22 protein-coding genes are annotated in these 21,196 nt (G+C 32.3%); 3 read left to right on the forward strand and 19 right to left on the reverse strand.

The window, feature by feature from the left end; all coding sequences use genetic code 11:
* Window positions 1-17 precede the first annotated feature (17 nt).
* The 12 genes from RMN97_RS00425 to RMN97_RS00480 form a co-directional block, all read right to left on the reverse strand.
* Window positions 18-1,598, reverse strand: a complete 1,581-nt coding sequence (locus tag RMN97_RS00425) for a HAMP domain-containing sensor histidine kinase (protein WP_309612546.1) — start codon at window positions 1,596-1,598, stop codon at window positions 18-20.
* A gap of 70 nt (window positions 1,599-1,668) precedes the next feature.
* Entirely contained in the window at window positions 1,669-2,253 is a 585-nt protein-coding gene (gene coaE, locus RMN97_RS00430; RefSeq protein ID WP_309612547.1) for a dephospho-CoA kinase, read from the reverse strand.
* Entirely contained in the window at window positions 2,250-3,254 is a 1,005-nt protein-coding gene (locus RMN97_RS00435; RefSeq protein ID WP_309612548.1) for a glycosyltransferase, read from the reverse strand. Before RMN97_RS00435 ends, coaE begins: the two co-directional genes overlap by 4 nt.
* A 128-nt stretch (window positions 3,255-3,382) precedes the next feature.
* Complete coding sequence (locus RMN97_RS00440) at window positions 3,383-4,975, reverse strand: T9SS type A sorting domain-containing protein (RefSeq protein ID WP_309612549.1); 1,593 nt, start codon at window positions 4,973-4,975, stop codon at window positions 3,383-3,385.
* 106 nt (window positions 4,976-5,081) lie between these two features.
* The gene (gene fabV / locus RMN97_RS00445) at window positions 5,082-6,275 is read right to left on the reverse strand and encodes an enoyl-ACP reductase FabV (protein ID WP_309612550.1); all 1,194 of its coding nucleotides are present in this window, start codon (window positions 6,273-6,275) and stop codon (window positions 5,082-5,084) included.
* Between the two features lie 56 nt (window positions 6,276-6,331).
* Window positions 6,332-7,984, reverse strand: a complete 1,653-nt coding sequence (gene recN / locus RMN97_RS00450) for a DNA repair protein RecN (RefSeq protein WP_309612551.1) — start codon at window positions 7,982-7,984, stop codon at window positions 6,332-6,334.
* A 41-nt stretch (window positions 7,985-8,025) separates the two neighbouring features.
* A complete protein-coding gene (locus RMN97_RS00455; RefSeq protein WP_309612552.1) occupies window positions 8,026-8,913 on the reverse strand; it encodes a DUF4835 family protein in 888 nt (295 codons plus the stop codon).
* A 63-nt stretch (window positions 8,914-8,976) separates the two neighbouring features.
* On the reverse strand, window positions 8,977-10,203 hold the full coding sequence (coaBC, locus tag RMN97_RS00460; RefSeq protein ID WP_309612553.1) for a bifunctional phosphopantothenoylcysteine decarboxylase/phosphopantothenate--cysteine ligase CoaBC: 1,227 nt from the start codon (window positions 10,201-10,203) through the stop codon (window positions 8,977-8,979).
* A gap of 5 nt (window positions 10,204-10,208) precedes the next feature.
* Window positions 10,209-10,529 (reverse strand): DNA-directed RNA polymerase subunit omega, encoded by a 321-nt coding sequence (locus tag RMN97_RS00465; RefSeq protein WP_309612554.1) that lies wholly within the window; start codon window positions 10,527-10,529, stop codon window positions 10,209-10,211.
* Window positions 10,530-10,536: 7 nt separating this feature from the next.
* Entirely contained in the window at window positions 10,537-11,331 is a 795-nt protein-coding gene (locus RMN97_RS00470) for an outer membrane protein assembly factor BamD (RefSeq protein ID WP_309612555.1), read from the reverse strand.
* Between the two features lie 121 nt (window positions 11,332-11,452).
* Window positions 11,453-12,337, reverse strand: a complete 885-nt coding sequence (gene dapA / locus RMN97_RS00475; RefSeq protein ID WP_309612556.1) for a 4-hydroxy-tetrahydrodipicolinate synthase — start codon at window positions 12,335-12,337, stop codon at window positions 11,453-11,455.
* 1 nt (window position 12,338) lies between these two features.
* Window positions 12,339-12,857 (reverse strand): DUF6913 domain-containing protein, encoded by a 519-nt coding sequence (locus RMN97_RS00480; protein WP_309612557.1) that lies wholly within the window; start codon window positions 12,855-12,857, stop codon window positions 12,339-12,341.
* A 48-nt stretch (window positions 12,858-12,905) separates the two neighbouring features.
* Between RMN97_RS00480 and RMN97_RS00485 the strand changes: the two genes are divergently transcribed.
* Window positions 12,906-13,709: a 5'-nucleotidase gene (locus RMN97_RS00485; protein ID WP_309612558.1), complete on the forward strand. Its 804-nt coding sequence runs from the start codon at window positions 12,906-12,908 to the stop codon at window positions 13,707-13,709.
* Between the two features lie 4 nt (window positions 13,710-13,713).
* Window positions 13,714-14,628, forward strand: a complete 915-nt coding sequence (locus tag RMN97_RS00490) for a metallophosphatase (protein WP_309612559.1) — start codon at window positions 13,714-13,716, stop codon at window positions 14,626-14,628.
* Here the strand turns inward: RMN97_RS00490 and RMN97_RS00495 are convergent.
* The 7 genes from RMN97_RS00495 to rpsF all read right to left on the reverse strand — a co-directional run bounded on the left by RMN97_RS00495 (window position 14,614) and on the right by rpsF (window position 20,309).
* Window positions 14,614-15,300, reverse strand: coding sequence for a lysoplasmalogenase family protein (locus RMN97_RS00495; RefSeq protein WP_309612560.1), 687 nt, complete (start codon window positions 15,298-15,300; stop codon window positions 14,614-14,616). The two genes, RMN97_RS00490 and RMN97_RS00495, sit on opposite strands and share 15 nt — an antisense overlap.
* 129 nt (window positions 15,301-15,429) lie before the next feature.
* Window positions 15,430-16,131: a hypothetical protein gene (locus RMN97_RS00500; RefSeq protein ID WP_309612561.1), complete on the reverse strand. Its 702-nt coding sequence runs from the start codon at window positions 16,129-16,131 to the stop codon at window positions 15,430-15,432.
* 11 nt (window positions 16,132-16,142) lie between these two features.
* Window positions 16,143-18,146: an NAD-dependent DNA ligase LigA gene (gene ligA, locus RMN97_RS00505; RefSeq protein WP_309612562.1), complete on the reverse strand. Its 2,004-nt coding sequence runs from the start codon at window positions 18,144-18,146 to the stop codon at window positions 16,143-16,145.
* 301 nt (window positions 18,147-18,447) lie between these two features.
* The gene (locus RMN97_RS00510; protein WP_309612563.1) at window positions 18,448-18,921 is read right to left on the reverse strand and encodes a DUF6495 family protein; all 474 of its coding nucleotides are present in this window, start codon (window positions 18,919-18,921) and stop codon (window positions 18,448-18,450) included.
* A gap of 241 nt (window positions 18,922-19,162) precedes the next feature.
* Entirely contained in the window at window positions 19,163-19,603 is a 441-nt protein-coding gene (gene rplI, locus RMN97_RS00515; RefSeq protein ID WP_309612564.1) for a 50S ribosomal protein L9, read from the reverse strand.
* Window positions 19,604-19,665: 62 nt separating this feature from the next.
* Entirely contained in the window at window positions 19,666-19,962 is a 297-nt protein-coding gene (gene rpsR / locus RMN97_RS00520) for a 30S ribosomal protein S18 (protein WP_136152299.1), read from the reverse strand.
* Window positions 19,963-19,964: 2 nt separating this feature from the next.
* The gene (rpsF, locus tag RMN97_RS00525; RefSeq protein ID WP_136152298.1) at window positions 19,965-20,309 is read right to left on the reverse strand and encodes a 30S ribosomal protein S6; all 345 of its coding nucleotides are present in this window, start codon (window positions 20,307-20,309) and stop codon (window positions 19,965-19,967) included.
* Window positions 20,310-20,497: 188 nt separating this feature from the next.
* Between rpsF and RMN97_RS00530 the strand changes: the two genes are divergently transcribed.
* Window positions 20,498-21,193 carry a LytTR family DNA-binding domain-containing protein gene (locus tag RMN97_RS00530; protein ID WP_136152297.1) on the forward strand — a complete coding sequence of 232 codons (696 nt, stop codon included), beginning with the start codon at window positions 20,498-20,500 and terminating at the stop codon, window positions 21,191-21,193.
* Window positions 21,194-21,196: the final 3 nt, after the last annotated feature.

Below are 21,196 nucleotides of genomic sequence, written 5' to 3' on the forward strand. Positions count from 1 at the left end.
AGTAGTTTTTTTTTATTTTAATTTATGAGTGGGACTTTAATTATAAATGTGCTTCCTTTTCCTTTTTCGCTTTCTACGAATATTTCACTATTGTGATCATCAACAATTCTTTTAACGTAAGACAAACCTAAACCATGTCCTTTTACGTTGTGCAAATCTCCAGTATGCTCGCGATAGAATTTTTCAAATATTCTTTTTTGAGCTGCTTTCGACATTCCGGAACCTTGATCTTTAATTTTGACAATGACGAAATCTTTTACGTTTTCAGTTTGAATGTCTATTATCGGTTCTTCAGGTGAATATTTAATTGCGTTATCCAAAATATTAACAATAACATTGGTAAAATGGACATCGTTTAATAAAACCGAAGTTCTGGTTGCATCAAAATGCGTCGTTATCGTTCCGTTTCTATCTTCAACAATTAAATTCACATGTTCAATAGCATCTTCAATTATCTCGTGAATGTTCGTAGACTCTTTATTAATATCTAACTCTTTTTTCTCGAGTTTCGAAATACGCAAAACATTTTCAACCTGCGCATGCATACGCTTATTTTCATCCTTTATCATTTGCAAATAACGAAGCACTTTTTCTTTGTCTTCAATCACTTTCGGATTTCTGATTGCATCTAAAGCTAAATTTATCGTAGCAATTGGCGTTTTGAATTCGTGTGTCATATTGTTAATGAAATCGGTTTTAATTTCAGAAATTTGACGTTGTTTTATCAACTGATTCAGTGCGCTTGAATAAGCAATGACAATGATGAGCGTAAAAATTATTGATAAAATGCAAATCCCAATCAATTCTGAAAACAGAAACTTCTTTTTTTGAGGAAACGTTAATAACAATTGATATTTGTTGTTTCCATCGTTATCAATAAAAATTGGAATGGAATACGTTGATTGTTTTTCATACCTAAATCGTTCCGATTTTATTTTTGTTGCTAAACCATTACTGTAAACATTGAATTCAAACGGTGTTTTAACGCCATATTCTTTGAGTTCATCTGATAATAATTTTTGCATCATATCATTTGAAACTCTTTCCTGAATAGGCTTTACTGCTGCAATATCTTTATAAACAATCTCAAATTGCGCGTTGTCTAATAAATCTAAACGTCCGGATTTTTCGATTTTAATATCCGGAGTAACCGATTGTTTTATACTTGAATTATCAATATCATCATTGTAAATCTCAGTTTTCCGTTTTGCGGTGTAATTCTTGAGTTTTACGCTGTCTAATTTTTTATCAAAGAACGAAGCAGAAATTCCGTAATCTTCGGAATTTATACTGTTTGAATATATTATCGTTTCATTAGTTCTGGAATCGCGCTGATAGTAACCAAACTCTAAAAAATCACTTTTTTGTGGTGTTTTACCTGTACTATCTTTAAGGCGATTATACATTTCATAATATGAATATTGCTCATTCTTTTGTAATTTATTAGCAACATTCCCAAGAACTTGTTTTACATGATACTTAAATTGTTCTTCATTATTCTCAAAAGATTTATCAAACCAATATACCTGAACAAGAATTATACCTATCAAAGATAAACTCATTAGGATAACCAGTAAGCGGAAAAACATTTTATTCATCACACAAATTTAACATTTTAACATTTATACAATAAATACATTAACCAAACATTAACATCTTGTGTTTAAATTATTGATTTTTCAATAAATTGAGGATTTCATCAACTTGCCTTTTGGTACCATCAACAGATAGATTATGAATTACATAATCGCTTTTTGCAATTCTTTGTTCATCAGTCCATTGGTTTTGCATTCTTTTTAAGACAGATTCTCTATCCGTTTTATCACGATTAATTACTCGTTGAAGTCGGGTTTCTAGTGGAGATGTAACTGTAATTACAGCATCGCAATATTTATAGCTACCGGATTCAAATAAAATAGCAGCTTCTTTAAATAGAAAGGGAGAATTTTTATGCTTTTCAACCCAACTATCAAAATGCTTTTTAACTTCCGGGTGAACGATGTTATTTAATTTTTGAAGCTTTTCGGGATTGTTAAAAACAATTTTAGCGAGTTTATCACGACTAAGTATTCCGTTATCTACAACTTCTTTTCCAAATGCAGCGCTAATAGCTTGAATAACTTTAGCTGTATTCATTAATTCTCTCGCTTCATCATCGGCAATATAGACAAGGATTCCCAATGATTTGATATACTCAGCAACCATTGTTTTTCCGCTTCCAATTCCACCTGTTAATCCGATTATTTTGGTCATGATTTTACTATAAAGAATAATTCAGGAAAAGCAACTTCGGGCTTTTGTTTTAAAATAATGACTTTTATATACGATTCTAAAAACCCTCTTCCGTATCCAAAGAATTGTTTGGAAACGGCTATTAAGGAAAGAAAACCTATTTTAAAACTTTTATTTTGAATGGTTGCTGCAACTAATAGTAAGAGGAAATAGAATGCATAACAGATTATTGGCAATTGAAAACCAAATAGAAACAAAAAAAGTGCAGCCGAAAAACCTAAAATAAAAAGCGTTGGAAAGAAAAAAGTAAGTTTGCTATATTCGGGATACCAACTATTTAAAATTGGACGTGCTTTGCCAAATTTAGTTACTTGAACTGAAAATTTATCCCAATCAATTCTTCGTTTATGATACACAAATGCTTTTGGAAAAAGCCTTGTTTCATATCCTAATTTCCATAATCGGATTGTTAAATCTGGATCTTCGCCAGGATGAATATTTCCAAATCCATTAGAATCTTTAAATGCTTTTTTAGAAATTCCCATATTAAAACTTCGAGGTTGGAATTTGGTTAACTTTTCTGAACCGCCACGAATTCCACCTGTGGTTAAGAAAGATGTCATCGTAAAATTTATCGCTTTTTGAATATCTGAAAACGAATCTAAAGCAGCATCTGAACCACCAAAGCAATCGACATAATTGGCTGTTAATTCTTTTTCAACTTCAGAAAGATACTGTTTTGGAATAATACAATCTGAATCGAAGATGATGAAATAATCTCCTTTGGCTAATTTCATTCCGTAATTTCTGGAATCGCCCGGACCTGTGTTTTCTTTAAAATAATAGGATATGTTTAGTTTGTCTTTAAATTTTTCTACTTCTTCTTTACAATTTATAGAAGAGCCATCTTCTACAATTACAATTTCATACTCTTTACTATAATCAGAAATCAAAAGACTTTCTAAGAGCTCCTTAATTTCATCAGGTCTATTATATACAGGAATAACAATTGAAATGTCCATGGCATAAATTTTTACTTCGTACAATTCATCTCGTCTTTAAGATGAGACTCGGGTAACAAAGATAAGTTTTATACAAAAGAAAAACCACCTAAAATTTAGGTGGTTTTAATTATAAAAAAGAAATCAGATTATTCTTTTATAACCTTGATTATTTTTACTTGATTGTTAGATGTTACTCTTACCATATAAGCCCCTTTTGATACGTTTGACATATCAATATGAGCATCGTTAGCATTAATAACGTTAGAACTTACTTTTTGTCCTAACAAATTAAATACTTCAACATTTGAAATTTCTTGATTATAAGATAAGTTCAACATGTTTTTTACAGGATTCGGATAATAAGAAAAATTAGTATCATTAAATCCTGGAACTGCTAAACCATCAGGACAAGTTACAGTACCCACGCCAGTAAATACAGTTGAAAAATTTCCAAAATCTGTTGGTGAATAAGATGTTGTTACTAAGTAATAAGCAGTACTTGTTGATAAATTCACATCAAGAATCTGAGAAACATTTGTCCCAAAATCGTCATCAGCTGCAACAAAATTTGTAAGTTGGTTGTTTGGATCAAATGAATTTTGATATATAAAAATGAATCCATCATAATCTTGTGTACTAGTAACGGTATATAAACCAGTTGTATCAACAGTGAATGGTCCATAAATATGATATGAGATACCAACTCCTACTGCAGATAATCCAGTTCCAGCAGCTACTGGTCTAGTCCAAGTAGGACCTCCAAGTGAAGGATCAGCTATAATAGAAACAAGATCACAATTTGGCGTTTCTGCAGGTGGAGGAGATACAGTTAAGACTCCACTAACATTAGATGTTCCATCCCAAAAACCACCTCCTGAAGAAGTATAACCTCCATATACATAGGCACCTCCATTTAATTGGAAACGGGTTGCATAATAATAAGTACCAGGAGCTAATGTTGATCCAATAGTTGCTTGATATTCATCATCGCTATTAGGATTAGACCCTGCAGGTATTCCTCCAGCAACTTCCACATTAAAAGTTGCAGGAACCCAAGTGGTCCATGTGTTAGGGTTAGTGTCAGTTCCGTTATAACCTACCCAAGCCTGAATTCCAGGAGCTTGTCCAGATGTTGTATCTGTCAATCCTCCCTCATATACTCTTCCATAAACAGTTACACTACCTCCTGCTGCTATTGTAGCACTATCAGGAAATTGTAAATTAACATAATCTGGTAAATCAAGAATTACAGGAGCAAATGTTATTGACCAACTATCCAGTGTTCCTGTATCAGTAGCAGCATCATCACAAACTCTTAAAATCCATGTACCGTCAGCATTTAAACCATTTAAAGTTGCTAAATTTCCTTCTGGTGTGTAAGTGTTAGTAAATGGTGCTGTACCTGCAACAATTGATGAAGCTCCAGAAGCGCTAATTACAGTATTTGTATAATTATCTCCAGACCCACCGTTGTCGGTAGATAATTCAACAATTGTTCCATCAGGCGCAACCAAATAAATATCTAAATCAGCGTCAAAAGTATGCGTTATACTAAATCCAGCTGAACTAAAATTATTGCTAACCCCAAGAACACCAACTCCAGTAACTGTTACAGGAAAATCGTGCGTGGCGGCATCACAACTATTGTCTGAAATTGAACCTGTCCCACCCGTAAATGTTTGAGCAAACAAACTTACTGTTGTAAAACACACTAAAAATAAAAAAGTAATTTTTTTCATATTGATATAAGTTAAAAGTTAATTGCAATAAAAGTAACTATATTTAAAAAACCACACAAATAAATTGTTATTTTTAGATACTATTTATCAAATTATTATTATGATATTAATTATTTATACTAGATATTAGTACTAATTCATTAGAATTAGCTTTATAATCAACATTATTGAATCCAAAACCAAAAAGATTTAGAAAATCTTGTTTGTAACCAGCTAAATCTCCAATTTCAATTAGATTTTCAGAAGTGGCTTTTGCCCATAATACTTTTATTCTTTCCTGAATATCGTCACGCATTTCCCAATCGTCAATTCTGATTCTGCCTTTATCATCAGTTGGAACTTCATTTCCTTCGTAAAGTCTTTGTTCAAATAATCTTTGAATTTGTTCAATGCAACCTTCGTGAACGCCTTCAGCTTTCATAATTTTATATAATAGCGAAATATATAGCGGAATTACAGGAATAGCAGAACTGGCCTGCGTTACTAAAGCTTTGTTTACCGATACATAGGCTTTACCGTTTAATGCTTTTAAATCGTCTGTGATTTTGAATGCTGTTGCTTCCAAATCATCTTTGGCACGACCAATTGTTCCTTTTCTGTATACAGCTTCTGTAACTTCCGGTCCAATATAGGAATAAGCAATAGTTGTTGCTCCATTGGCTAAAACGCCAGCATTTTTTAATGCATCTATCCACATCTTCCAATCTTCACCGCCCATTACAACAACAGTGTTGTCTATATCATCTTGATTTGCTGGTTCGATAGTAACTTGAGAAACTAAACCTGTATGAAAGTCAACCGTTTTGTTTGTAAATGTTTGTCCGATAGGTTTTAGAACCGAACGATGCAAAACTCCAGTCACAGGATGCATTCTAACAGGAGAAGCCAAACTGTAGATTATCATATCAACCTGACCTAAATCAGCTTTTATCAAATCGATGGTTTGCTGTTTTACTTCGTTTGAAAAAGCATCGCCATTTATGCTTTTAGCGTATAAACCAGCTTTTTGAGCCTCTGTTTCGAATGCAGCAGAATTATACCAACCCGGAGTTGCTGTTTTGCCTTCTGATGGTGGTTTTTCAAAGAAAACTCCGACTGTTCCGGCACCTGAACCAAAAGCACTTGTTATTCTTGAAGCCAATCCAAAACCAGTTGAAGCTCCAATAACTAATACTTTTTTAGCACCATCAATTTGCCCTTTTGACTTTACATATTCAATTTGATTTTTAACATTTTGAGCGCAACCTTCTGGATGTGCTGTCAAACAAATAAATCCTCGCATTCTTGGTTCTATAATCATATGATATGTATTTTTATGTTAGTTTTTTTATGTTACAAAAGTAATAAATTAGCATTTCAATTCAATAGTGCTTTGGCATGATTAACGGCTGAATCTGAAATATCCTTACCAGAAAGCATCTCTGCAATTTCTATTATTCTTTCATCGCTGTTTAATAATTTCAATTCTGAAACGGTATTCTCTCCCAATACGGTTTTGTATACTTTATAATGATTTGCTCCTTTCGCTGCAATTTGGGGAAGATGTGTTATGGCAAAAACCTGCATCATTTTACTCATGTCTCTCATGATTCCTCCCATTTTATTAGCGATTTCGCCTGAAACACCGGTATCAATTTCGTCAAAAATGATTGTTGGTAGTTTTGAATATTGAGATAAAATTGATTTCACTGCCAACATAATTCGGGACATTTCACCTCCAGAAGCAACCTTTTTCAGTAAACCGAAATCGGTTCCTTTATTGGCAGAAAATAAAAACTGAAGCGCGTCTTTTCCGTTATTGTGATAATTGCCAGAAGGAATAATTTCTATTTTAAATCGGACATTTGGCATACCTAGTTGATTCAGAATATAAATTAGTTTTTCACTTAAATTTGGTATTGCTTCTCTCCTACTTTGACTAATTTTTGCCGCAATTAAATCTAACTCCAATTCTAAATCTTTGATGCTATTTTCAAGTTTTGCAATTTCTTCTTCTAAAGTAGCAACCGAAACTACTTTACTTTCCAAATCCGTTTGAATTTGAATTAATTCTACGACAGTTAAAACATTATGCTTTTTCTGAAGATTATAAATCAGTTGTAGTTTTTGATTGATAGCTTCCAATTTTTCAGGATCATTAAAAACCAAATCGGATTCTCGACTCAGTTCTTTAACAATATCATCAAATTCAATTAAGATGCTGTTGGTACGTTCAAAAAGCGATTGATATTCAGCCGAAAAACTACTATTTTTTTGAAGAGCCGCTTTGAATTCTTTTAAGTTTTTTAAAATCCCAAATTCTTCTTCAGTAGCAATAGACAAAAGGGTAGAAAGATTTTCTTTTATGAATTCGACATTACTTAACGCTTGATATTGTTTTTCTAACTCTTCTAATTCGCCTTCTTTTAAATTGGTAGATTCCAATTCCTGATACAAAAACTCGTTATAATCTTTTTCTTTTAAGATTGATGAAAACTCATTTTTTTTAGATTCTAAAGTCGATTTTGCATAGCGGTATTTTTTTAAACCGGATTGAAATTCAATAAGTAACTCATGATTATTAGCAATAGCATCAATGATTTTAAATTGATACTCTTCTTCCGATAGCTCTAAAGTTTGATGTTGTGAATGCACATCAATCAAATAAAAACTCAAATCTTGTAGTTGTTGAAGATTAACCGGACTATCATTCACGAACGCTCTTGATTTTCCTGAAGGAAGAATTTCTCTTCGAATTATCGTTTCCTGTTCATAATCTAAATCATTAGCCTCGAAGAAAGATTCTAAATCGTATTTTCCAATAGAAAAATTGGCTTCAACAATGCACTTTTCATCTTTGTTTTTAAGGGAAGTTAAGTCTGCACGTTTTCCTAAAACCAAACCTAATGCGCCAAGAAGTATTGATTTTCCTGCTCCTGTCTCACCAGTTATAATTGAAAAACCATTCGAAAAATCGATATCTAATTTTTCTATTAGGGCAAAATTTTCAATAGATAACGATGTAATCATGTGCAGAAATTAAAGAAAAGTGTAAGTAGTAAATGTACTAATTATAGCTTAATCGCTTGCCATTTACTTGTATTGAGTGGTGACAATTTATTTAAATTCTCGATAGTTTCTGTTAAAGAAACTTTTGGACCTGAGGACAATATCGAAACTAACTCATCCACTTTAGCATCAAAAAATACTCTGGTTAAAAAAGCATTTGGGCGCACTTTATATAGTGCTGTAAGTGTATTAATTGCACCGATAACTTTATCTTTTCCTGATTTTACATCAGCACTCATAGTATCTAATCCTTCTCTATGATATTGATACAAAGCTTCTCTGTATGCATCATAAGTTCCGCTAAGAATATCGGTTGTTAAGAAATATCTATTTTGATTTCCATCAGCTTGACTCCAGCCTTTATAACCACTTTGTTGCGCTACGGATTGTATTTGTTGTGCTACTTCATAATTTTTATTTCCACCCATTAATGAATACGTATCGGCATCAAAACCAAGAATCATATAACTGTAATAAGCCAAGACGGAAACTAAATTAGAATCAAAATTGGATGGATTAAATTGTAAGTTTTCAAATTCAACGTATCGAAAACTAAAATCTTTGTCGTTAAAATTAAATACCGGCGATGCATAAGTCGAATTAAAAACAGGTCTTGTTGATTGCACCTGAATCGTTGCAGAAAATTGGTTTGATTCATAGCTGTTCACTATGATAACCATGGAACATTCAATTTTCTCATTTTGCTTGTACTCGTCTCCAGTCCAATCGGTTTTATTAACAAAATCACTTACAGAAGTTTTTAAGTTTTTAAATATCTGATTATTAGTCGTAGCCACTTTATCCGAATTAATCTGAACTGAACAATTTAATTGTTGTGCTTGTACAACTCCAATGAAAAGCAATAAAAGAAAACTAAATCTATTTTTCATGTATAAGTGTTTATTGTTTTTTAATTGTCACATGGAATTCGCTTTTGAAAAATATAGTAAATACTACTTTCTCTGCGTGCTCATTTCATAATGTGAAATTACTTTATTCATAATATCATTTGCAACCAATTCTTTTGATTTTAAATCCATTGGTTCAACCACAAAATCCTTATCGATAAATGTAATTTTATTGGTTGCTTTTCCAAAACCGGCACCTTCATCCTGAAGCGAATTTAAAACAATCAAATTTAGGTTTTTTTTCTGAATTTTCAACTTGGCATTTTCAATTTCATTTTCAGTTTCTAATGCAAAGCCAATTAAAAATTGATTTTGTTTGATTCTTCCCAATGAGGCCAATATGTCCTGCGTTTTTTCGAGCTCAATTGTTAATGCAACTTCTGCCTTTTTTATCTTTTGTTCGGCTACAAATTTTGGTTTAAAATCTGCAACCGCAGCTGAGCAAATAGCGATGTCAACAGAATTAAAATTTTCATGACAAGCATCATACATTTCTTTTGCCGAAGTGACTCTAATTAGATTAATAGTAGAATTCTGAACAGATAAATGTGTTGGACCGGAAATCAAAATTACTTCTGCTCCAAGATTTGCAGCACTTGCAGCAATATCAAATCCCATTTTTCCTGAAGAATGATTACCAATAAAACGAACTGGATCAATCGCTTCATAAGTTGGTCCAGCTGTAATAAGTATTTTTTTTCCTCTTAAAGGCAATTTGTTTTCCAAATCTTTTTCCAAAAAAGCTACAATGTTTTCTGGTTCTGCCATTCTTCCTTCACCGGATAATCCGCTGGCAAGTTCACCAGTTTCTGCCGGAATTATGATATTTCCGAATTGTCTCAACGTAGTAAAACTGGCTACAGTTGAAGGATGTTTATACATATCCAAATCCATTGCAGGTGCAAAATAAACCGGACATTTAGCAGAAAGATAGGTTGCAATTAAAAGATTGTCGCAATTGCCATTTACCATTTTAGATAAGGTATTGGCAGTTGCAGGAGCAATAACCATCAAATCGGCCCAAAGCCCTAATTCAACGTGATTGTTCCATTGCTCATTTTCGTCTTTTTCATCATAAAAAGTAGAATGTACAGGATTTTTAGAAAGAGTTGACAGCGTTAACGGTGTCACAAAATCCTTAGAAGCAGGTGTCATTATCACTTGGACATGTGCACCTGCTTTTATAAATAACCTAACTAATGTTGCTGTTTTGTATGCGGCAATTCCACCTGAAACGCCGAGTAGTACTTTTTTACCGCTTAAAACAGACATCTTAATTAGTCTTTTGTAGTATCTCTATGGTAAATTTTGTCATCAAGCCATTCCTGAACAGCTAATGCATGAGGTTTTGGCAATTTTTCGTAGTATTTAGAAACTTCGATTTGTTCTTTGTTTTCAAAGATTTCCTCAAGACTATCGTTGTAGGTTGCAAACTCTTCCAATTTCTCAGTCAACTCTTTTTTGATTTCAGAATTGATTTGGTTTGCTCTTTTAGCCATTATTGTTATTGCCTCGTAAACATTGCCAGTACGCTCTTCAATTAACGTTTTGTTATACGTAATAGTGTTTACCGGTGCATTCGTCTTCTTTAAATCCATGACTTTTTTATTTAGAATATTGTTTTAAATCGTTTTCAATTCGAGCTAACATTTCATCAGCTTTAGCTTTATATTCAGTATCAACTTTAAATTTGATCAAACTTGCGTGAGCATTTTTGGCATTTACCAATCGTTCTTCCATTTTTGATGGAACACTGTTTATTGCCAATAAATAAGCCGAATCTAATTTATAAAATAATGCTTTCTCTTTATACGGTGTTCCCGGAAAATTAATTAGAAAATTATCAAATGCTACCATTGATGCTTTATAATCAGAAATAGTATGATAAATTTTCGCGTTTTCAAATGCTTTTTTTTCTAATTTTTCTCTTAAATTTTTTGCTAATAAATTCGCTTCTGCCAAATTCGTTCCTTCTGGATACGAATCAATATAATTTTGAAGTTTATCAACTGCTTTGTAGGTATCTGTTTGATCTAAACTGTAAACCGGAGATAAAAAGGTAAATGATTTAGCTCCTAAAAATGAAGCTTCTTCAATTTTTTCGCTTTTTGGATAACTAGACACAAAACTCTCAAACTGGTAACCCGCTAAATAATATTGCTCTGTTTTATATAATGATTGTGAATACATGTAAAACATTCTTTCTGCTTGTGGCTTTCCTTTATAAGCTGGAGCGATTTGTTCAAAAAGACGAATTGCTTTACCGTATTTTTTGGCATCATACATTTTTGTAGCTGATACAAACTTTACAGCAACATCTTCCGATTTTAATGCTTTTTGATATTCACTACAAGACGATAAAAATACAACAGCTGCAAATAGGGCAAAAATTTTTTTCATTTATTTATTTAATTCAGTTGATTTTAAACACTTTTTGTGTTAGAAAAATCTCCCGAATATTCGGGAGCAAATTTAGTTATTAATTGTTGATTACAAAATATTTTTTTTGGTGTCAAAAAATCTACATTTTTGAAATTTTATTGGTGAAATTATGCAGGCGCTTTGCTAAATCTTCATCAACATTAACTAGCGGTAAACGAACGTTATTCTCAGACAAACCCAATGCCTTAAAGACTTCTTTAATACCTGCTGGATTTCCTTGCTCAAAAATCATATCAATTGAATCGGCTAAAAGATAGTGTATTTTATAAGCATCGTCTACTCGTTTGTTTAAACCAAGATGCACCATTTCTGAAAATTGTTTAGGAAAACCTTGTGCAATTACCGAAATAACGCCAGAACCTCCAGCCAAAACCATTGGCAATGTTACCATATCGTCGCCGGAAATTACCAGAAAATCTTTAGGCTTGTCTTGTATCAATTTCATCGCTTGAACAATATCACCGGCAGCTTCTTTTACAGCAACAACATTCTTGAAATCATTCGCCAATCTGATAATTGTTGACGGCAGTATATTACTAGCTGTTCTTCCCGGAACATTATATAAAATCACAGGAATTCGTGATGCTTCGGCAATGGCTTTGAAATGTTGGTAAATTCCTTCTTGTGTTGGCTTATTGTAATATGGGGAAACCGATAAAACAGCAACGAAATCTGAAAAATCTCTTGATTTTAATTCTTCAACAACTTCTGCAGTATTATTACTTCCAACTCCTAGAACTAATGGCAATCTTCCATTATTGGCATCAACGATAGTCTTTATTACCAATTCTTTTTCAGCTTTTGACAATGTTGCATTTTCAGCAGTAGTACCAAGTACCACTAAATAATCTATTCCGTTATCAATTTGAAAATTGACAATGGCTTTCAACGCTTCAATGTCTATTGAAAAATCTTTTTTGAATGGTGTAACAATTGCAACGCCAGTTCCAATTAATGATTGCATTTTATATTTTGTTTAGGATTTTTAAATATTTGAATAATTCAGACATAAAAACTTTATAGTTTTCGGCATTGGTATCAATCATAAAATGATTTAATCGCTTGTCAATTGAAGCAAAACCAACTTTGAAACCTGCTTTAGATAAATTAGAAACCAGTAGCAACGCTACTTTTTCGGTATCATAATAATTAATCAACAAATCAAAAGGTTCTGTTATAAAATCTTTTACTTCTTTTTTATCTACAGTTCCAGTCCAACTCAAATCTTTATGACTATAAACAGGATAATCAAAAACTTCATTCTTCTTTATTTTGTCTTTAAAAACCAAGACTTTAATATTCTTTTCATCAATTCCTTTGCGAATTAACTCTTTGACCAAGTCTTCTCTTTCATAAAAATAACTTTCGTCAAAAATAATTCCGACAGTTTTGATTATGCTATCAGAAGCCAAATGTTTGACATTTGACAGGTTGTTTTTAACTATTTTTTTTGTTGAAAAATCCTTGAAGTAATTTAAAAACATACTACTTTTACTTGAATTACAAATTTACTAAAATTAGTACCAAAAGCGATGGTAAAACTAAAAAACTATAACGGTGTAGTAAAGCATTTTGTTTTATTATTAACATTTACCACTGTTATTTCCTGTGCCGAAAAGAAATATGCCGTTACCAAAATTGAAGGCAAAGAAATTGGAATTACTGACAAGAATTCTGAAGTTGTTGGCTCGAGCGCAAGCGAACAGGCGAAGCAGATTGAAAATTTTATCAAACCCTATCGCGATAGAATCGATGCTGATTTGAATACCGTTTTAGGAAATGCTCCGGAAACTCTTGACAAATCTGGCGAATGGCAAACGCCAATGGGAAACTTCCTTGCGGATATTACTTTTGAAAAATCGGATAAAGTGTTTCAACTGCGTGAGAAAAAAGCAATTGATATCTGTTTACTTAACCATGGTGGCATCAGAAGTATTATTCCAAAAGGAAATATTACTGCCAGAACTGCTTATGAAGTAATGCCTTTTGAAAACAGTGCGATTGTAATTGGACTAAAAGGAGAGCAAATTTTGGAAATTGTCAATTATATTATTTCAGAGAAAAAGCCACATCCTTTAAAAGGAATGACCTTTACCATCGACAAAAACAATCAACCTACAACCATTTTGGTAAACGAAAAAGCTTTGGATGAAAACAAAGTCTATTATGTAATTACTTCCGATTATTTGTCCAATGGTGGTGACAACATGATTTTTTTTAAAAAAGGTGTTGAAAAATATGATTTAGATTATAAACTTCTAAATATAATCATTGATTATTTCAAGGAAAACAAAACGATTACAGCCAACAAAGACATTAGAATTACCAAAGAATAGCACCATGAAAAGAAGAGATTTTATCCAAAATACTGCATTGAGTTCAGCTTTGATTGGACTTGGTGGTATATCATTGAGTAGCTTTAAAACTTTCGACACTAAGCATTTGGCGGTTCTTCATACCAATGATGTGCACAGTTATATTGATCCATTTCCGCCAACGCATCCAAAGAATCCGAATATGGGTGGCGTTGCCCGAAGAGCCGCTTTGATTGAAACTATCCGTAAAGAAAATCCAAATGTATTATTGCTTGATGCAGGAGATATTTTTCAAGGAACACCTTATTTTAATTACTATGGTGGCGAATTAGAATTCAAACTGATGAGCATGATGAAATATGATTTGGCAACCATTGGCAACCATGATTTTGACAATGGTATTGAAGGTTTGTATAACCAATTGCCGAATGCAAGTTTTGAATTTGTTAATGCCAATTATGATTTTAAAAACACGATTATGAATGGCCATGTGAAACCGTATAAAATAATTCACAAAGACGGAATTAAAGTCGGTGTTTTTGGAATTGGTGTCGAGCTTGAAGGCTTGGTAGACAAGAAAAACTCTAAAGAAACAGTATATCATGATCCTGTTGCGATTTCTCAGGATATGGCCCGAATTTTAAAACAGGAACATAAATGTGACTTGGTAATTTGTCTTTCGCATATTGGGTATCAATACAAAAACGAACCAGATAAAATTTGTGATGTTAAATTAGCCTCTTTGACAAAAGATATCGATTTGATTATTGGTGGTCATACACACACTTTCCTAGACAAACCGACCGTTTTAAAAAATGCTGACGGAAAAGATGTTTTGGTAAATCAAGTGGGATGTTATGGTGTAAATCTGGGCAGAATTGATTTTTATTTTGATAATGATGTTACGAAAATAGCATCAGGAAAGTCAATTATTGTTTGATTTTTCGGCAGTAATTACATATTTATAAAAAGAGAAAAAGGCGAAAGCATTGAATGTCATTGCTAATGGTCTGAATAATTCTTCAAATTCGTTTACCAAAAAATACTTTTCTACAAATACCACAAATTGCAACATCACAAAAAGTAGTGCACTGATTAGCAGTAGGGAATTTTGTTTGTTATCATTCATAAAATAACTCGAAAGAGCTATTCCGGCAAATAATGATATCAATAAATTTTGGAATATTATTATGTAAATACTATTCTCTGGAATTTCAACAGTTTCTAAAAACAAATAAAAGAATATAAGTAAAAAGGGTGTTGTTGCAATTATCAAAGGAATAAAATCATTCACTTTTTGGAACCGAAATGTCAGATATATTACAATGATGCGATGGAATGTAAAAACTAATACACCATAAAACAAATAGGTTGGCGTATTTGGGATAAAGAGAATATTAGTAATTAAGGATAACAGCAATGCAACTATAAAAAGCCAGTTCTTATTATTGGACTCAATATAATAAATTGCAATTAAAAAAAGAGGAATTATCGGTTTCAAAATACAGATTAGCGGTCTGTTTACAAAATACTCCGCTATAGCTTCAAAAAAAGCTATTACAAAATAACATACTGATAATCCCTTTACTTTATTTTGTCTGTTTTGCATCATTCAAATTTAAAAGCTTAATTGTTTATAGTTACTAAAGACCACTAAATTTAATCTATTTTTTTTTGGAATTATTATATTCTCTCTTAATTAATTTGTAATCATTATATGAAGAATTCTATTTATTTTAATTTAAAGATCAATTTCATCTTGTTTGACTTTTTCAATTATAAAAAGGTAAATAAGATAAAAACCAACGAAATGCAAAATTAATTCGATGATATTTAGTGTGAAAACATAAATATAATAGACATTAATAGCAGAGAATACATCAGATAAAATTAATGTAATCGCTCCTAAAAAGTATAAGTACGATTTTCTACTTGCATCAAGACTCAAATATACAACAGCACAAATCATCAGTATTAATGCAGCAATTGCATTTAAAATCGCAATAAAATTTGTAATAGTATCTGTCGTTGTTTCGAACATTATATGAACAATTAGAAACAAAAAAAAGGCATTTAATAAAATTACTACTGCTGTAAGTCCATTCACTATTTTTTTTAAATGAGCACCGCTAATTAGTGGCGCTGATAAATTGATTAATGCAAAATAAAATAAGGCATAAAAAACTAAAGCAAATTGCAAAAGTAGGCTTGAATGATCAGAATACAGCATTAATAATTCTCCACAATAAAAAAACAAGACAAAAAATAAGTAGCTTTTTGGAAAAACAAAACCGTTTTTTAAAATAGCATAAAGCAGAAAAAGTGGTACAAATAGAAGTTTTATATAAAATACAATCTTTGCGCCAGGCAGAAAAAATATTGAATAAAAATACGATGCAACTAGTAAAAGTAATAGAGCGAGAATGATTTTTTCTAATTTCATTTCGTAACTTTTTAGTTATTGTTTAGAAGTAAAATGAATTCATCTTCAGAGATAATTTTCACTTTTAACTGATTGGCTTTCTCGAGTTTTGCCGGCCCCATATTATCGCCAGCAACTACATAATCGGTCTTCGCCGAAATTGAACTTCCTACTTTTCCACCATTATCTTCTATAGCTTTTTTCAAATCGTCTCTTGAAAATTTTTCAAAAACTCCAGAAACTACAAAGGTCTTTCCTACCAATTTATCTGTAGCATTTGGATTAAATTTTTCAATCAATTCCATCTGAATTCCAAACTGTTTTAATCGTTCAATTATTTTTACATTTTCCAAATTTTCAAAGAATTCGATAACACTCTGCGCTATTTTCTCTCCTATTTCATCTACCAAAATCAAATCTAACAAGGAAGCATTTTGAAGTGCATCAATGGTTTTATAATGTTTGGCTAATTTCTTGGCTACAGTTTCACCAACATAACGAATTCCGAGTGCATATAGCACTCTGTCAAACGGAATTTCTTTAGATTTCTGAACGCCATTCACTAGGTTTTCAGCTGATTTTTGAGCCATTCGTTCCAATGGTAGAATTTGTTCAACGGTTAACTCATATAAATCAGCATAATCCTTGACCAAACCATTATTGAACAGCAAAGCCACTGTTTCTCCGCCAAGACCTTCAATATCCATCTCTTTTCGCGAAATAAAATGCTGAATTCTGCCTATGATTTGTGGTGGACAACCATAAAAATTGGGACAATAATGATTGGCTTCGCCTTCAGTTCGTATCAATTCCGAATTACATTCAGGGCAATGAGTAATGTATGTTGTTTTTTCAGAATCAGTTGGTCGTTTGGATAAATCAACACCAATAATCTTCGGAATAATTTCCCCGCCTTTTTCAACAAAAACAGTATCACCAATGCGAATGTCTAATTTTTCGATTTGATCCGCATTATGTAAAGAAGCTCGTTTCACAATAGTTCCAGCTAATTGTACAGGTTCCAAATTAGCAACTGGAGTTATAGAACCGGTTCTTCCAACCTGATACGAAATAGAATTTAGTTTTGTAGAAACTTGTTCGGCTTTGAATTTATATGCCATCGCCCAACGCGGAGATTTAGCTGTGTATCCTAATTCATCTTGTTGGTGCAGATTGTTTACTTTTATTACAACACCATCCGTTTCATAGGGCAAATTGTGACGATTTGTATCCCAATAATCAATATACTCAAAAACTTCTTCTATAGTATTTGCTAATTGGGCTTCTTTGGGAACTTTGAAACCCCATTTTCGAGCAGCTTCTAATCCATCAAATTGAGAATTGAAATTCAAATTATTGCCAACTATAAAATACAACAAACATTCTAATGGACGCTTAGCAACTTCGCTGCTGTCTTGCAATTTTAAACTTCCTGAAGCTGTATTTCGTGGGTTAGAATAAGGAGTTTCTCCAATTTCAATTAATTCCTGGTTCATTTTTTCAAAACCTTCAAAAGGCAAAATGATTTCACCCCGAATATCAAATCGAGCCGGATATTCACCTTTTAATTTTAGCGGAATTGATTTTATCGTTTTAATATTATTGGTCACATCATCACCTTGAAAACCATCACCCCGCGTAACAGCACGTTTTAATTTCCCGTTTTCATAGGTTATTGAAATCGATGCGCCATCATACTTTAATTCACAAGTATATTGTAATGGAACATTCCCTAAGACTTTCTGAATTCGGGTTTCCCAATCGATTAAATCTTCTTTGGAATAAGAATTATCCAAAGAATACATTCGGTAATCGTGAACAACCGTATTGAAATTTTTGGTAATCGTTCCGCCAACTCGTTGTGTTGGTGAATTATCGTCATAGAATTCAGGATGCTGATTTTCTAGTTCTTGTAGTTGTTTTAGTTTTTGATCAAATTCGAAATCAGAAATCGTTGGCGTATCTAACACATAATAATTGTGATTGTGTTGATTGAGTTCATCGCGTAAATCCTGAATTGTTTTCTGAATATCCATAAAAAGAAATTGGCTATTATAGTTGCAAATTATGTGCACTAAAATAGCCAATATTTTTGAAAAAAAAGCATCTTTTATAACTGAATTCAGCGTAAAAAAGATTTTGAATAACCGCAGATTCGCAGATTTTATAAGCTTTATTATTATCGATTATATGAACTTAAAGAATTAACTCTACATTTTTTTGCCACAAATTGCACAAATTCTCACCAATTAATTCGTGTAAATTTGTGCAATTTGTGGCAAAGTATTTTTAAAACCTAAATTTAAAATCATAAAAATCTGCGAATCTGCGGTTAAACTACGACTGAATTATTCCGTTGATTTGAAGATATAATTGTCCATCGCTCAAAATGGCGCCTTCTTTTATTAAATCAAAAATGGCTGCGTTTCGTTCGGCTTGATATTCTTTTTTACCCAAATGAATTTCAACTGCGTCCGTAAATAAATTATCACTCAACCATTGCAAACCCTCTTTTTCCATAAAGTCCACTTGTGGTTCCAATGCTTTTAAAACAATAGATTGGATTAATTTTTCCTGACAGTGAAAAAGGAAAATATGGTTTTGAGAAAAATGTTCTAAATAATTAGCATTCGTTAAAACGCCTTCCCAAATCAGATCGGAAAAAACATCCAGTTCTTGTTCAGCAACTTCTGGTTTGTCCGATTTTATTTTATCCCATTCTCCTTTATCTATAGATTGTGTAGCCAGGAAAGTTGCAAATTCCTTCTGCAAGGCTTCAAATTGTTCTTTGGTTAATCTTTTGTATTTCATATTATAGTTGCTAAGTAACTGATTGGCAGAGTAACTGAGTTTTTGTTTTGTATGTAATGCCCTAGCCCCGATAGTAGTGGAAATCCTTTTTAATTTGTCATGCTGAGCTTGTCGAAGCACAAATTAAAAAGATTGGAACGAATAGCGGGACACGAGCTCCTAAAAAGCGAACTGGCGCAGCAAATAGCTTCAAAAAAAAATCCCGACTCGCATCGGGATTTAGTATTGATATAGCGAAATATTAAACTTCAGCTACGATTTCATATGGTAATTCAACAACCACATCTCTGTGAAGTCTTACACTTGCAGTGTATTTACCTGTACGTTTTACAACACCGCTTGTGATGAATTTTCTATCAACAGTTTGACCGGCAGCTTCTAATGCAGCAGCAATGTCAATGTTAGAAATAGAACCGAATAATTTTTCGCCACCAGCTTTTGCTGTGATTTTAATTTCGATAGCTTTGATAGCTTCACCCAATGCTTTTGCATCGTTTACAACTTTAGCTTCTTTGTGTGCTCTTTGTTTTAAATTTTCAGCTAACACTTTTTTCGCAGATGGAGTTGCTAAAGAAGCAAATCCTTGTGGAATTAAAAAGTTACGACCGTATCCGTTTTTTACGTTTACTAAATCATCTTTAAAGCCTAAATTTTGAACGTCTTGTTTTAAGATCAATTCCATGTTGTTGTCCTTATTAAAGAAGTTAGGTTCTGTTTGACGAGAAACCAACAACTGAGTTTATATTATTTTAATAAATCGGCCACGTATGGCATTAAAGCTAAATGACGCGCTCTTTTTACAGCTACTGACACTTTTCTTTGGTATTTTAAAGAAGTTCCGGTTAAACGACGCGGCAAAATTTTACCTTGCTCGTTTACGAATTTCAATAAGAAATCTGCATCTTTATAATCAATGTATTTGATTCCAGATTTTTTGAAACGACAATACTTTTTAGTTTTGTTGGTTTCAATGTTTAAAGGCGTAAGATATCTGATATCTCCGTCTTTTTTTCCTGAAGCGGATTGTTGTAAGTTTGCCATGATTAGTTTGCTTTTGCTTCTTTTAATTTAGTTCTTCTTCTTTCTGCCCAAGAAATAGCGTGTTTATCCAAACTTACAGTAAGGAAACGCATAACTCTCTCGTCACGTCTAAACTCAGTTTCAAAAGCAATTAAAGCTTCTCCTGATACTTGGAATTCGAATAAATGGTAAAAACCACTTTTCTTGTTTTGGATTTCGTAAGCTAGTTTTTTCAAGCCCCAATCCTCTTTGGATACCATCTTTGCTCCTTTAGCAGTAAGAAAATCTTCAAATTTGCTTACTGTTTCCTTTACCTGAACTTCAGATAAAACGGGATTTAAGATGAAAACAGTTTCGTAATGATTCATAATAATTATGATTAAATTTTAAATTGGGCGCAAAAGTACAAATTGATTTTTAATATACAATGGCAATATTGGAGAAATCGTCTAAAAGTAAAAAATACCGTTTAAAAGCAAAAAAAAACGATGAAACGTTAGGTTGTTCCAAAAAAAGTACTTATTTTTACAATTCCAAATCTATAATAAATAATATTATGAAACTAAATTGTGTTGTTGTTGATGATAGTTCCATTCAGAGAATGATCATTGCAAAGTTAGTAAATAATCATCCGAATTTACATTTAGTCGGTGATTTTTCTAATGCAATTGAAGCCAAAAATTGCATGTCGGTTCATACCGTTGACTTAATTTTTCTCGATATTGAGATGCCAGTCATTAGCGGTTTTGATTTTCTTGACGGCTTAAAAGTAAAACCCCAAATTATTTTTATCACGTCAAAAGCAGAGTATGCTATGAAAGCATTCGATTATGACGCTACGGACTACCTACAGAAACCGATAGCTTTAGATCGTTTTAATGCATCTGTTAGAAGAGCAATGGATTTCCATATGCTTAAAAAAGAAAATCAGGAAGAAGAAGGAGAACATATCTTTATTAAGAGTAATCTTAAGAAACTTAAAATTTATACCAATAAAATTAAGTGGATTGAAGCTTATGGAGATTATGTGAAAGTAGTTACCGAAGAAGATAGCAATCTTGTTCTTTCTACTATGAAATCTTTTGAAAATGATTTGTCAAAAGAGAAATTTATTCGGGTTCATAAATCTTATATCATTAATATTGATAAAGTGGAACGTTTCAACAGTAAATTCGCCGAAATTGGAGTAACCAAAATTCCGTTGAGCCGAAATAAAAAGGAAGATTTGATTAAAGCTTTAGCTATTGCTTAAATC

The organism is Flavobacterium sp. (assembly GCF_031381455.1).
Classification (GTDB): domain Bacteria; phylum Bacteroidota; class Bacteroidia; order Flavobacteriales; family Flavobacteriaceae; genus Flavobacterium.